The organism is Hymenobacter humi, from assembly GCF_042665855.1.
Lineage (GTDB): Bacteria > Bacteroidota > Bacteroidia > Cytophagales > Hymenobacteraceae > Hymenobacter > Hymenobacter humi.
Genome location: NZ_JBHTEK010000006.1, coordinates 91493 through 104527, shown reverse-complemented (window position 1 = coordinate 104527; position 13035 = coordinate 91493). Strand labels below are relative to the sequence as shown.

The window sequence follows — 13035 nt, the reverse complement described above, 5'->3', positions numbered from 1 at the left end:
CGTGTGAGTACGGGATTCGGGCCGCGATTTACATCGGCCAGCAGTCGGCGGACTCCGGCCGCCGCGTGGGTTTGAAAGACATAGCCACGGAAATCGGCTCTCCGGAAGCCTTTACGGCCAAGGTCCTGCAGGCGCTGGTGCGCGCGCAGGCTCGTGACCTCGGTGAAAGGCCCCAGCGGCGGCTTCGTGCTGACAGCCGAGCAGCTGCGTACGGTGACCCTCCGCCAGATTGTGGTGGCCATCGACGGGGGCGCGATGCTGCAAGGCTGCGCCCTGGGGCTGTCGCAATGCTCGGCCCGGCAGCCCTGCCCGCTGCACCACCAGTTTCTGCCCATCCGCGACCAGCTCAACGAGCTGCTGCGCAACCACACCGTCGGCGAGCTGGCCGGCAAGGTGCACGATGGTCTGGGCTTTTTAAAGCAATTCAGTTAACCTTTTTTTATTTTAATACCGGACAAATTTGTCCTTTACCAATTCGATTTTTAGTATGACTCCTGACCAGAAAGCCCTTGTTACGGCGACTGTGAGCACCCTCCAAGCGCACGGCGTGGCCCTGACCACCCACTTCTACCAGCGTATGTTTGAGCACAACCCCGAATTGAAGAACGTCTTCAACATGGGCAACCAACAGAACGGCAAGCAGCAGATGGCCCTGGCGATGGCCGTGCTCGCTTACGCCGAGAACATCGAAGACCCTTCGGTGTTGGTGCACGCCGTCACCAAAATCGGCCACAAGCACGTGAGCCTCGACATTCGGCCAGAGCACTACGCCATCGTGGGCCGGCACCTGATTGCTTCCATCGGCGAGGTGCTGGGCGAGGCGGCCACGCCCGCGCTGCTCGAAGCCTGGGCCACTGCCTACGGCGAGCTGGCTGGCCTGATGAGCGGCCTGGAAAGCGGCCTCTACCAGAACGCCGCCAATCAACTCGGCGGCTGGACCGGTTGGCGCCCGTTCACGGTGAAGCAGAAGGTGGCCGAATCCGATGAAATCACCTCCTTCTACCTCTACCCTGCCGACGGCGGCAAAGTAGCCGGCTACCTGCCCGGGCAGTACGTGAGTCTGCGCCTGTTTCTGCCCGAGCTCAACCTGTTTCAGCCCCGGCAGTACAGCCTGTCGAGTGCGCCCAATGGCGAATACTACCGCATCTCGGTGAAGAAGGAAGCCGGCAGCCAGCACCCCGATGGCCTTATCAGCAACCGCCTGCACGACTTCGTGGCCGAGGGCGGCATCGTGGAGCTGGCCGCCCCGGCCGGCGACTTTACCCTGGACACCAGCAAGCCCACCCCGGTGGTGCTGGTGAGCGGCGGCGTGGGCCAGACGCCCCTGCTCAGCATGCTCGACTACCTCGTCACGACCGGCAGCCCGCGCGAGGTGGTGTGGGTGCACGGCAGCCGCAACGCCCAGGTGCACGCTTTCCGCGAGCCGGTGGCCGCGTTGGCCGCCCGCCACGAGCAGGTGCAGCACCACATCTTCTACGACACCCTGGCGCCCGGCCTCGAGCAGGAAGGGTACTACGAGGGCATCGTGGACCTGCAGAAGCTCAACGGCGGCACCCTGATGTCCGAGGCTGACTACTACGTGTGCGGCCCGGCCCCCTTCATTCGCAAGCAGGTGCAGGACCTCGCGGCGCTGGGCGTGCCGCGCGCGGCCATTCACTTCGAGGAATTCGGCCCGGCCACGCTGAGCGTGTAGCATACCGCCGGCGGCTTCACGCCGTTAACCAGTGAATTCCCGGGGCCCGGTTGGTCAGGTATTTACCTGGCTGCCCGGGCCTTCTGGCGGTCTAGGCCTGCCCAGCTGTCGGCTGGCGGGCTAGTAGCGACTTATAAAATCTATTACTTCGCTGGAGCATAAGCTCGACCGTGGGTGCGGATACAAGCCAGAAAATAGGTTTTATAAGCCCGCTGGGTTGCTATGAGGGGCTATTTGAGCGGTGGACCGCCTGGAGAAGCGTACTTTTGGGGTCCTCGGTGGCACCCTGGGAGGTGGGGCCGGCTTATTAATAGGTTTTATAAGCTGCTTGGTTGGCCACCGGGGATGGTACAAGGAATAGAACATACGTCACGAGCAATTCACGTAGTAATAAAAGGTAATTAATTATTGAAAAAGTGCAATCCGATTTTGTGCTTATTTGGACTCGCCCTTTTGTTGTTTTCGTTCGGGTTCCGGCCCAAACCACCATTTTGAAAGCTTTTGTACTCGAACTTCAACAAGTTTGTGAGTATTTTAAGTATTTTAAGTATTTGCAGTGCTTACAATATTTTGTACCTCAGTCACTTAAGCGGCTTTAGTAATAGGTTTCATAAGTTAACTAATAGGTCCTATAAGCTGGGTAATAGGTTTCATAAGCGGACTAATAGGTTTTATAAGTTAAAGTAATAGGTTTCATAAGCTGATTAATAGATTATGATTGGCGTGACTATTAATTGGTCTTTGGCGCTAATTAATAGGTTTTATAAGCCGCTATCCAGAGGCAGTTGCTGGTACCAATACTTGCCTGGGCTGAACTAATAGGTTTTATAAGTCGAACTAATAGATTTTATAAGCCTCGTGGAAAACTCACCCCTGGCTAACTAATAGGTTTTATAAGTCGAACTAATAGATTTTATAAGCCGCCTCTGCGGCATAGCTGATAGATTCGGTATTTGCTTCTATTACTTCACATTCTCTGCCGTATGTTTGCTATCTACCCCTACCCTAGCTGCTATGGCCGCGACCGAATCCACCGTCCCGATAGAAATCCGGCAGCACAACGCACTGACCACGGCCCGCTACGAGATGAGTGCCTGCGAGATGGACATCGTCTTTTCGCTGCTTTCCAAGCTCACCAAGCAGGATAAGGCCGGCACCATCTACGAAATCCGGGTGCAGGAGCTTATGGAGATGACCGGCCGCACCTGGAACTACAAGCAGCTGCTCGAGTCCACCGAGAACCTCAACAGCCGGGTGTACCACATCGAAAACGGCAAGACCCTGCTGCAGGTGAGTTTGCTGGCCTCGGCGCTCTACCGCAAGGGCGAAGGCACTATTGAGCTGGAAATCTCCGAGCGCATGCGGCCCTTCCTGATTGATTTAAAGAGCAACTTCACCTCTTACCGGCTGCAGGCCGCTTTCAGCCTGTCGAGCAAGTACGCCAAGCGCATCTATCGGCTGGCCTCGCAGTGGAAGGACATCGGCGAAACCAAGACCTATTCCCTGGACGAGTTCAAGGCCATGCTCAAGCTCAAGGACCCCTCGGGAAAGGAGCCCGAGCAGTACGCCCAGATTTCGGCTTTGCAGAAGTACGTGCTCGACGTGGCCACCACCCAAATCAACGAGCACACCGACCTGCAGGTCAAGTATGAGCTGGTTAAGAAGGGCCGCTCGTTCCAAAGCATCAAGTTTTTCGTCAACACTCAGGTGCCCCAGCAACTGCCCATCCCCTTCGAGCTTGAGGCGGAGGACGCCAAGGGGCAGCTGGCGCGCAAGCACCTGGAAACGCTGGGTATTCAGGAGACCAAGCTGGTGCAGGATATCCTCCAGTCGCCCAAGCACGTGGATGCGCTGTTTGCCTTCATCTACAAGCTCAAGACCGATAAAATCAAGGCGACCAAAAACCCGGGCGGCCTGTTCCTGAAAATGCAGGGACTGCGCTAAGCGCGGATGCGGCTCCGGGCCGGCCTCGCCGGGCTTTTTAACTGCGCTGCCGAACCCGGCGCTGCTCCCACCCGTTCCGTGTTCCTCCGCCCCGCTATGAAACCTATTACTTCCGCTTCCGTGCTGCTGCTGGCTTTGGCAGGGCTGGCCGCCTGCAACGGCCCCGCCGAGCAGTCAACTCCCGCCGCGGCTACCGCGCCGGCTGCAGCCCCAGCTCCCGCTCCGGCGGTTAGGCCCGATACCACCGCCCCGCGTCGGAGCCGCACTCCCGCGCCGGCGGTCCCGTTTGTGAACGGCACAAAAGCCGGCCGGCTCCTGGGTCCTCGGAGCCCTTCGCCACCAGAAAGTCGCAGGCGCTAGCTAAAGGCGAGAGCGGACCAGGGGTTGTAGTCGAACAAGTCAAGCCTCAAAATTCAACTGGGCGGGTCGAACGCAGGCCGGCATTCCCGACCAGCTCCGGCGGCACCACCGCTTCCGCGCGGGGTGAGCCTATCTGGGCTACCAGCAGCAGCACCGCCCCGGCCGGCAGCAGCAGCGAGGCCAGCAGCAGCAGCACGTAATAGTGCGGCAGGAAACTCCAGCCGACCCAGAACATGCTGCCCTGCACAAACAGCAGCGCCTCGGTGAGCAGAAAGCCCGCGAGCAGCAGCCCGGCACCCAGTCGCGCCAGCCGGCGCTGCAGGCGCAGGGCCCCTATCTGGTGTAGCAAGCCCAGCAGCGTGAGCGTGGTCGCGCCCAGGGTTACCACGTGAATAAAGCCGATGACGTAGTTGCGGACCGTGAAGGCCATGACGGCTACGTAGGGCACTGCCACCGCGGCGTGAATCAGCCCCTTAAACGCAAACGAGCCGAGGCCCACGGCCCACAGCGCCCGGAGCAGCGGCGAGAGGCGCGGCATCAGGGCCAGCCAGGCCGGCCACACCGCCCGCAGCCAGCAGGCCAGGCCCAGCAGCTGCAGCACCACCCCCACCCCCGTGACGGCGTACACCAGCGGGTGCCGCTCGGCCCAGGCCACGGCCAGCCCGTAGGTCAGGAAAGTGCTGGGCACCAGCAGCCAGAAGGCCAGCCGCAGTAGCCCCCGGTGCAGTGGCAGCCCCTGCGTTTCGAAGTAGCTCAACACCAGCCCCAGCACGCCGAAGGCAAACCAGCCGTTGAGCTGGAAGTGCAGAAAAACTGGATGGCCAGGTAGTACAGCTCAGTGCTGGGATGGGGGCGGCTCATGACCACGGCCAGGGCCCATACCCCCAGTGTCGCAACCACCACGCTGCCCAGCCCCGCCAGTAGATAGGGCAGCGCCGCCCGGCCGGCCAGCTGCCGGCGCAAATCGGGCCAGAGCAGGGCCACGGCCCCGTAGGAAAGCAGCAGGTGCGCGGTGCTCAGGCCAATGGACACCGCCCCGTAGCCCTGCCAGCTAAAGGAGACCATCATGCCCAGCACGGCCACTTCGGCGGCCCAGAACAGGCGCCGGTACCAGCGCAACCGCCCGGCCGCGGGTTGGGCCAGCTGCGTGTAGCTGGCAAACAAGGCCAGAAACACCCAGCCCAGCATGGCCCCGTGGCTGTGCGCGTGCATCACGTAGCGGTACTCCACGCCGGGCACTTCGTGCAGGAAGACATAGCGTAGCAGCGCGCCCAGCGTGGCGGCCAGGGCCAGGTTGAGCAAAGCCACGGTAATCCAACGAGCAGGTATAGGCATAGGGGAAGCAGAAAGCAGCGGCGAACCCGGGCGCGGGCCGCCGGCGGCCAAAGCTACCTATACCGAAAACGAGTCCCTATGACTTACGTCATAACCAGGCCCTGAGGGGGCGCTCTAGCTTTGAGAAAAACTTTTCAAAAGCCATGAGCCCCAACGTACTTGCCACCCTGACCACGGCCCCGCTGCGCGAGCTGCTGCGCGCCGACATCCGCCTCACCGACGTGTTTTACCGCCACAAGCTGGACTTCTGCTGCGGCGGACACCAGACCGTGGCGCAGGCCGCCAAACGCGCCCAGGCCCCGCTCGAGCGCGTGCTCGAAGACCTCGAACAGCAGCTGCGCTTCGGCTCGGGCAAGCCCTGGGCGCCGAAAAGTGGCCCCTGCACTTCCTGGTGGAGTACATCGAGCCTGATTCACCACGCCTACACCCGCGAGGCGCTGACCACCCTGGCCCCGGCCGTGGCCAAGGTGCTGCAGAAGCACGGCAACATGCGCCGCGAGCTCGACACCGTGGCCGAGCTGTTCGCAGCCCTCAACGAGGAGCTGCAGGCCCACCTGCAGAAGGAAGAGCGGGTGCTGTTTCCTTACATCGTGCGCCTGGAGCAGGCCGCCCAGGGCCTCCCCTACTCCCCGGCCCCCTTCGGCACGGTGGAGAACCCCATCCGCATGATGGAGGCCGAGCACGACGACGCGGGCCGCCTGCTCGAGGAGCTAGCCGACGTAACCGGGCAGTTCACGCCCCCGGAAGAGGCCTGCAACACCTACCGCTTCGTGTACCGCCGCCTGCAAGAGCTCGACGCCGACCTGCGCCTGCACATCCACCTGGAAAACAACATCCTCTTTCCGCGGGCCCTGGCCCTGGAGCAGGAGTTGCGCCCCACCTGCCAATAGGAAAGATTAAGAAAAGCAGTTGCCTCTTATGTATAATATAGATAATATGCAATTGTTTCTTATCAAGTGAAACCATGATTTAAATCATTCTCTGCCCATGTGAGGCCCCGCACCTTTACCGGACCTTCTTCTTACCCCACCGCTATTTGCCGGTCATGCTTTCTGCCGAACATCTCGCCGCCGCCCACGCCCGCCTGCGCCGCTACCCGGCCAAGCACACCATCTATTGGGAAGGCGAGCCGGGCAGCTTTTTCTACCAGCTCCAGGCGGGGGCGGTGCGGCTGTACAGCTGCGGGCAGCGGCAGGATTTTATTCACAGCCTGGTGTTTCCCGGCGAGACCTTTGGCGAAACCGTCATCGGCACCAACCCAGTGGCTTTGAGCTCGGCCGAAACCCTGACCGATACGGTGGTGTGGGTGGTGCAGCGGGCCGAGCTGCTCGAGCTGCTGCGCCAGCACCCGGCCCTGCACGCGAAGTTCACCCGCCGGATGGTGGACCTGCTCAGTTTTCACACGCATATGCGCAGCAACACCACGCTGCTGCCGGCGGCCGAGCAGATTCTGCAGCTGGTAAACTACTACGCCCACAAGATGCTGGCCCGGCGAAACGAGGGCAGCTGCCAGCCCGACACGGCGCAGCAGTGCAGCTTCTGCGAGCGGCTGTCCGAGAGCGCCGATGGCTACCTCTGTGTGCCCTTCACGCGCCAGCAGATAGCCGACATGCTGGGCTTGCGCGTGGAAACGGTGATGCGCACCGTGAAGGAGCTCGACGCCGCCGGCCGCCTGCGCCTGCACGAGCACAAGCTGTACTACCGCCTGAGCCAGCCGGCGCTGGCCGGTTCGGATTCTCCGGCCTGACAACCTACGATTTCACCTAACCCTTCACCTAACCCCTTCTTTGATGAAAGTTCTATCCCTGAAACTGCGCGGCCTGGCGGTCGCGCTGGCCACCAGCACTTTGTTGCTGGCCGCGGCCTGCGGCGGCAACGACAACACTGCTTCCGAGTCGGCCGGCACGACATCGGCGTCGGAGACCGACCAGCGTGACGAAGCCGCGGTGAATGGCACCGCCGCCACGCCGGCCACCCCGGCGGCGTCGGACGGGCCGGCCCTCATCACCAAGGCGGACCTCAAGCTCAGCCCCACCGTCGACGCGTCGCTGGCCGCCAAGGGCAAGAGCATGTACGAGCTCAAGTGCCAGTCGTGCCACAGCCTGGGCGAAAACAAGGTGGTGGGGCCCGGCTGGAAGGGCATCACCACCCGCCGCGAGCCCGAGTGGATTATGAACATGGTGGTACACACGGAAGCCATGCTCGAGAAAGACCCCGCCGCGCAGAAGATGCTGGAGGAATGCCTCGTGCGCATGCCCAACCAGAACCTCTCGCAGGATGAGGCCCGGGGCGTGCTCGAGTTCATGCGCACCCTCGACAAAAAATAGCCCTTCACTGCCAAAAAGTAGCACTTGCCGCGGGCCCGAGCCTGCGGCGCGATTCCCCTTCCCTTCAATCTCAGATTACCATGAACTCTTCTAAATTGCTGCTTACCCTGGCCGGAGCCGGGGCCACCGTGGCTACCCTGCTGTTTGTGCCGCAGGGGTGCACCCCGCACAAGTCGGCGGCGGCCGGGGCCGATACGCGCGCAGCCGAAAAAGTGTACGTCGCGCCGGGCAAGCACGATGAGTTCTACAACTTCGTTTCGGGCGGCTTTTCCGGGCAGATGTCGGTGTACGGCATTCCTTCCGGGCGTTTGCTGAAGGTGATTCCCGTGTTTTCGGTGAACCCCGAGAACGGCTGGGGTTACAGCGAGGAATCGAAGCCCATGCTGAATACCACCCACGGCTTTGTGCCCTGGGACGACAGCCACCATGTGCAGTTGAGCCAGACCGAAGGAGCGCAGGACGGCCGCTGGGTTTTCATCAACGGCAACAACACGCCGCGCATCGCCCGCATCGATCTGAAAACGTTCCGGACCGTGGAAATTCTGGAAATTCCCAACAGCGCCGGCAACCACTCCTCGCCCTACCTCACCGAGAACACCGAGTACCTCGTGGCCGGTACCCGCTTCAGCGTGCCGCTGGGACAGAACCAGGACGTGCCCATCGCCTCCTACAAGAAGAATTTCAAGGGCACGCTCTCCTTTGTGAAGGTGCGCCCCGAGGACGGCCGCATGAACGTGGCCTTCCAGATTATGACGCCCGGCGTGAACTTCGACCTGAGCCGGGCCGGCAAGAAAGGCTCCCACGGCTGGTTCTTCTTCTCCTGCTACAACACCGAGCAGGCCTTTAACCTGCTGGAAGTGAATGCCTCGCAGAAGGACAAGGACTATATCCTGGCCGTGAACTGGAAAAAGGCCGAGGAGTACCTGAAGGCCGGCAAGGGCAAGCGCGTGAAGTCGCCCCACGCCCACAACCTGTGGAACGAGAAAACCCACTCGGGCACGTCCACCATCGAGCAGGACATCGTGCAGGCTCGACCCCAAAGAGCTGCCCGGCCTGTGCTACTTCATCCCCTGCCCCAAGAGCCCGCACGGCACCGACGTGGACCCCACCGGCGAGTACATCGTGGGCTCGGGCAAGCTGGCCGCGGTGGTGCCGGTATTCAGCTTCCGCAAGATGCTGGCGGCCATCGAGAAGAAGGACTACGAAGGCCAGTACGACAGCATTCCGGTGCTTCGCTACGAGAACGTGCTGCACGGCGAAGTGAAAAAGCCCGGCCTGGGCCCGCTGCACACCGAGTTCGACGCCGAGGGCAATGCCTACACCAGCATGTTCGTGTCGAGCGAAATCGTGAAGTGGAACGTCAAGACGCTAAAAGTGCTCGACCGCGTGCCCACCTACTACTCCATCGGCCACCTGAGCATCCCCGGCGGCGACACGCGCAAGCCCCACGGTAAGTACATGATTGCCTACAACAAGATTACCAAGGACCGCTACCTGCCCACCGGCCCCGAGCTGGCGCAATCGGCTCAACTTTACGACATTTCAGGCCCGAAGATGAAGCTGCTGCTCGACTTCCCCACCATCGGCGAGCCGCACTACGCGCAAAGCATCCCGGCCGCGCAGGTGGCGCCCAACTCGCTGAAGGCCTTTAAGCTGGAAGAAAACCAGCACCCCTACGCTGCCAAGGGCGAGAAAGACGCCCGCGTGGTGCGCAAAGGCAACCAGGTGCACGTGTACATGACGGCCATCCGCTCGCACCTCAACCCCGACATCATCGAGGGCGTGCGCGTGGGAGACGAGGTGTACTTCCACCTCACCAACCTGGAACAGGACTGGGACGTGCCCCACGGCTTCGCCATCAAGGGCGGCGCCGAGAACGCTGAACTGCTCATCATGCCCGGCGAAACGCAGACGCTGAAGTGGTACCCCAAGCGCGTGGGCGTGTTCCCCTTCTACTGCACCGACTTCTGCTCGGCGCTGCACCAGGAGATGCAGGGCTACATCCGCATCTCCCCGGCCGGCAGCAAGGTGGCCCTGGCCTTCAGCGGGGGCCAAACGCAGCCCGCCGCGCTGCAATAGGGTCGGCTTAGCTTTTAGCTGTTGGCTGCTAGCTGTTAGCTCTTCGCTGACGACAGCAGCCAACAGCTAATTGCGGCTTCGCAATGGGACAGATGGTCGCCCTTGGGATTGGATATCCGCCGACCTTAAATCTGATATAAAAGCTAACGGCTAATAGCTGACAGCTAACAGTTAAGAACCACTGCCATGTCCCCTCCTACCCTTACCCCGGTCATGCGCCTACTGCTGGTGCTGGGGGCGCTGCTGCTGCTGGCCACCTATTGGGTGCCCGTGTGGCGCATCGACCTGTTTGCTCCGCAGTACCCCGAAGGCCTGCAGATGACCATCTGGCTCGACCACCTGAGCGGCAACATCGACTCCATTAACGGGCTCAACCACTACATCGGGATGCGCACGATTGAGGAGAAGATGTTTCCCGAGTTTCGGGTGCTGCCTTACCTGATAGGGGCCCTGGCCGGGTGGGGCCTTCTGGCGGCGGCGCTGGGCCGGCGCTGGCCGGTGGGGGTGTGGTTCACGGCGCTGCTGGTGTTTCTGGCCGCCGCCATGGTGGACTTCTACCGCTGGGGCTACGACTACGGCCACCACCTCGACGAGCATGCTGCCATTAAGATTGAAGGCATGACCTACCAGCCCCCGCTGATTGGCTACAAGCAGCTGCTCAACTTCGAGGCCTACTCCCTGCCATCCTACGGGGCTTACCTGATAGCCGGGGCGACCCTAATGGCGGGGCTGGTGCTGTGGCTCAGCCGGGCGCGTCGCGCCGCTGCGCACCCCGCGGCCGTCCCACTGCCGGGCCGCGCCGGTGCGCTCAGCCACTAAGCCGGGGCCGGTCGGCTTTTGCTACTCATCCGCTAAACTATTCGTCGTGTTTAGATTTTCATTGCTATTAATCCTGCTGACCGCGGGGCTCGGGCTGGGCAGCTGCCAGTCGGGCCCGCGGGCAGTGCGTTTGGGCCAGGACGAGTGCGCCCACTGCCGCATGACGGTGGTCAGGCCCGAGTTCGCGGCCGAGCCTGGTGACCGGCAAGGGCCGCCAGTACGTGTTCGATGACCTGCGGTGCATGGCCAACTTCCTACGGGAACACCCCGAGGTGGCCGGCCCGGGGCCCCGCCTGCTGGTGGCCGACTTCAACGAACCCGCCACCTGGCTGCCGGTGCAGGATGCTCACTTAGTGCGCAGCCCCGCGTTTCATACTCCCATGAACGGCCAGGCTGGCCGCCTTTGCCACTCCAGCCGCCGCGCAGGCGGCCCAACGGCAGCTCAGCCAGCCCCATCAATTGATTTCCTGGCATGAGGTGGCTCAACTTCCGGTACGCTAAGCGCCGCCTGGCCTTCTGGCGGGCGCCCGGGCTGGCGCTGGTCCTGCTGCTGCTGGCAGTAGGCGCGCCGGCGCGCACGCTCCACGTCGGGGCCGGGCAGCCCTACCCCCGCCTGCGCGTGGCCCTGGCCCGCGCCGCCGAGGGAGACACCGTGCTGGTGCACCCCGGCGTGTACCAGGAAGGCAACCTGGTGCTCAACCGCCGCGTGGTGCTGCGCGGGCTGGGCTGGCCCGTACTCGACGGCCGCCACCGCGACGAGCTGCTGACGGTGAAAGCCCACGGCTTCGAGCTCAGCGGCTTTGTGCTGCGCCGCTCCGGGCAGGGCAGCATGATAGACTACGCCGGGGTGAAAGTCTATGACAGCCGCGACGTGTACATTCACCACAACCGCCTGCAGGACTGCTTTTTCGGCATCTACCTGTCCGGCTGCGCCCGTGGCCGCGTGGAGTACAACACCCTGCAGGGCGACCCCGACCACCAGACTCAGAACGAGTCGGGCAACGGCATTCACCTCTGGCGCTGCGCGCAGATGCACATCCGCAACAACCGCATCAGCGGGCACCGCGACGGCATCTACTTTGAGTTCGTCACCGACTCGCACATCGAGCGAAACCTGAGCGAAAACAACCTGCGCTACGGGCTGCACTTCATGTTTTCGCACGACAATACCTACCAGCGCAACACCTTCCGGGACAATGGCGCGGGCGTGGCCGTGATGTACTCACACGGCGTGCGCATGCAGCGCAACGCCTTTATCGACAACCGCGGGGCCTCCAGCTACGGCCTGCTGCTCAAGGACATCAGCGACAGCTACATCTCCGACAACACCTTCGAGGGCAACACCGTGGGCGTGCGGCTCGAAAGCGCTAGCCGCTGCATTCTGCGCCGCAACCGCGTGGAGCGTAACGGCTGGGGCATGCGCCTGACCGCCAGCTGCGACCAGAACTACCTTACCGGCAACGCCTTTATCGGCAACACCTTCGACCTGGCCACCAACGGCACGGTGATGCTCAACGTGCTGCGCGGCAACTTCTGGGACAAGTACCGCGGCTACGACCTCGACGGCGACGAGGTAGGCGACGTGCCTTATCACCCGCTATCCGCCTTTAGTTACGCCGTGGAGCAGCTGCCGGCCGCCATCATCTTTTTCCGCAGCCCCATGGTGGAAGTGCTCGACCGCACCGAGAAGCTGGTGCCCAGCCTGACGCCGGCAGCCCTTGTTGACCTTCGTCCCCGCATCCGCTTATGATACGCATCGAAAACCTGACCAAGAAGTTCGGCAAGACCGAAGCTCTGCGCGGCGTGAGCGTGCAGCTCCAGGCCGGGCGCGTGGTGGTCATCATGGGCCCGAACGCCTCCGGCAAGTCAACCCTGCTTAAGTGCATTCTGGGCGTGGTGCAACCCAGCAGCGGTGAAATCCGCGTGCTGGGGCAGCCCATAGCGGGCCAGTGGCAGTACCGGGCCGACATCGGCTACATGCCGCAGCTCAACCACCTGCCCGAAAACCTGACCACGGCCCAGCTGTTCGAGATGATTCGGGCGGTGCGAAAACCGCAGCCCGGGCAGCCGCTGGACTACGAGCTGTTTGACCAATACGAGCTGCAGGGCTGGATGGATAAGCGCCTGGGCCAGCTTTCGGGCGGCACCCGGCAGAAGATAAACGCCGCGCTGGCTTTCCTGTTCTCGCCCCGCATCATCGTGCTCGACGAGCCTTCCGTAGGCCTCGACCCGGTGGCCGTGGAAATCCTGAAGGCAAAGATTCGCAAGTGCCGGGCCGAGGGCCGGCTGGTGCTGCTCACCTCCCACCTGTTTGCCGAGGCCGAGGAGCTGGGTGACGACCTGCTCTACCTGCGCGACGGCCAGGTGCAGCTGGACACGCCCATCGCCGATTTCCTGGAGCTGACCCAGCAGGCCTCCCTCGGCGATGCCGTGCTGGCCTACTACCACCGTCCCCCTGCCGCTCCCGTAACTTGCTGA

At 62.5% G+C, this 13035-nt stretch carries 12 protein-coding genes and 1 pseudogene; 11 read left to right on the top strand and 2 right to left on the bottom strand.

Going from position 1 to position 13035, the window contains the following annotated elements:
• The first annotated feature begins 162 nt into the window (after window positions 1-162).
• The 3 genes from ACFQT0_RS30245 to ACFQT0_RS30235 all read left to right on the top strand — a co-directional run bounded on the left by ACFQT0_RS30245 (window position 163) and on the right by ACFQT0_RS30235 (window position 3637).
• The gene (locus ACFQT0_RS30245) at window positions 163-432 is read left to right on the top strand and encodes an RrF2 family transcriptional regulator (protein WP_380207180.1); all 270 of its coding nucleotides are present in this window, start codon (window positions 163-165) and stop codon (window positions 430-432) included.
• Between the two features lie 55 nt (window positions 433-487).
• Entirely contained in the window at window positions 488-1693 is a 1206-nt protein-coding gene (hmpA, locus tag ACFQT0_RS30240) for an NO-inducible flavohemoprotein (RefSeq protein WP_380207178.1), read from the top strand.
• Between the two features lie 1014 nt (window positions 1694-2707).
• On the top strand, window positions 2708-3637 hold the full coding sequence (locus ACFQT0_RS30235) for a replication initiation protein (RefSeq protein WP_380207176.1): 930 nt from the start codon (window positions 2708-2710) through the stop codon (window positions 3635-3637).
• A 406-nt stretch (window positions 3638-4043) separates the two neighbouring features.
• Here the strand turns inward: ACFQT0_RS30235 and ACFQT0_RS30230 are convergent, their stop codons facing one another.
• Complete coding sequence (locus ACFQT0_RS30230) at window positions 4044-4769, bottom strand: hypothetical protein (RefSeq protein ID WP_380207174.1); 726 nt, start codon at window positions 4767-4769, stop codon at window positions 4044-4046.
• On the bottom strand, window positions 4751-5332 hold the full coding sequence (locus ACFQT0_RS30225; RefSeq protein ID WP_380207172.1) for a hypothetical protein: 582 nt from the start codon (window positions 5330-5332) through the stop codon (window positions 4751-4753). Before ACFQT0_RS30225 ends, ACFQT0_RS30230 begins: the two co-directional genes overlap by 19 nt.
• Window positions 5333-5475: 143 nt before the next feature.
• Here ACFQT0_RS30225 and ACFQT0_RS30220 point away from each other — a divergent pair, with 143 nt between their 5' ends.
• From ACFQT0_RS30220 to ACFQT0_RS30185, 8 genes and pseudogenes are all read left to right on the top strand, one after another.
• A complete protein-coding gene (locus tag ACFQT0_RS30220; protein ID WP_380207170.1) occupies window positions 5476-6222 on the top strand; it encodes a DUF542 domain-containing protein in 747 nt (248 codons plus the stop codon).
• Between the two features lie 155 nt (window positions 6223-6377).
• Window positions 6378-7079, top strand: coding sequence for a Crp/Fnr family transcriptional regulator (locus tag ACFQT0_RS30215; protein WP_380207168.1), 702 nt, complete (start codon window positions 6378-6380; stop codon window positions 7077-7079).
• 43 nt (window positions 7080-7122) lie between these two features.
• Window positions 7123-7659 carry a c-type cytochrome gene (locus ACFQT0_RS30210; protein ID WP_380207166.1) on the top strand — a complete coding sequence of 179 codons (537 nt, stop codon included), beginning with the start codon at window positions 7123-7125 and terminating at the stop codon, window positions 7657-7659.
• 80 nt (window positions 7660-7739) lie between these two features.
• Window positions 7740-9738 (top strand): annotated as a pseudogene (nosZ, locus tag ACFQT0_RS30205) (Sec-dependent nitrous-oxide reductase).
• Between the two features lie 213 nt (window positions 9739-9951).
• Window positions 9952-10557 (top strand): hypothetical protein, encoded by a 606-nt coding sequence (locus ACFQT0_RS30200; protein WP_380207164.1) that lies wholly within the window; start codon window positions 9952-9954, stop codon window positions 10555-10557.
• Window positions 10558-10754: 197 nt separating this feature from the next.
• Window positions 10755-11033, top strand: coding sequence for a hypothetical protein (locus ACFQT0_RS30195; RefSeq protein WP_380207162.1), 279 nt, complete (start codon window positions 10755-10757; stop codon window positions 11031-11033).
• Window positions 11030-12307: a nitrous oxide reductase family maturation protein NosD gene (locus ACFQT0_RS30190; protein ID WP_380207160.1), complete on the top strand. Its 1278-nt coding sequence runs from the start codon at window positions 11030-11032 to the stop codon at window positions 12305-12307. The genes ACFQT0_RS30195 and ACFQT0_RS30190 overlap by 4 nt, the downstream gene beginning before the upstream one ends.
• Entirely contained in the window at window positions 12304-13035 is a 732-nt protein-coding gene (locus tag ACFQT0_RS30185; RefSeq protein WP_380207158.1) for an ABC transporter ATP-binding protein, read from the top strand. Before ACFQT0_RS30190 ends, ACFQT0_RS30185 begins: the two co-directional genes overlap by 4 nt.

What these genes read in the sequence shown, in the direction of transcription:
- ACFQT0_RS30200 (WP_380207164.1), top strand. Translation starts at nt 9,952, where the DNA reads ATGCGCCTACTGCTGGTGCTGGGGGCGCTGCTGCTGCTGGCCACCTAT.
- ACFQT0_RS30190 (WP_380207160.1), top strand. Translation starts at nt 11,030, where the DNA reads ATGAGGTGGCTCAACTTCCGGTACGCTAAGCGCCGCCTGGCCTTCTGG.
- ACFQT0_RS30210 (WP_380207166.1), top strand. Translation starts at nt 7,123, where the DNA reads ATGAAAGTTCTATCCCTGAAACTGCGCGGCCTGGCGGTCGCGCTGGCC.
- ACFQT0_RS30220 (WP_380207170.1), top strand. Translation starts at nt 5,476, where the DNA reads ATGAGCCCCAACGTACTTGCCACCCTGACCACGGCCCCGCTGCGCGAG.
- ACFQT0_RS30185 (WP_380207158.1), top strand. Translation starts at nt 12,304, where the DNA reads ATGATACGCATCGAAAACCTGACCAAGAAGTTCGGCAAGACCGAAGCT.
- ACFQT0_RS30225 (WP_380207172.1), bottom strand. Translation starts at nt 5,332, where the DNA reads ATGCCTATACCTGCTCGTTGGATTACCGTGGCTTTGCTCAACCTGGCC.
- hmpA (WP_380207178.1), top strand. Translation starts at nt 488, where the DNA reads ATGACTCCTGACCAGAAAGCCCTTGTTACGGCGACTGTGAGCACCCTC.
- ACFQT0_RS30235 (WP_380207176.1), top strand. Translation starts at nt 2,708, where the DNA reads ATGGCCGCGACCGAATCCACCGTCCCGATAGAAATCCGGCAGCACAAC.
- ACFQT0_RS30215 (WP_380207168.1), top strand. Translation starts at nt 6,378, where the DNA reads ATGCTTTCTGCCGAACATCTCGCCGCCGCCCACGCCCGCCTGCGCCGC.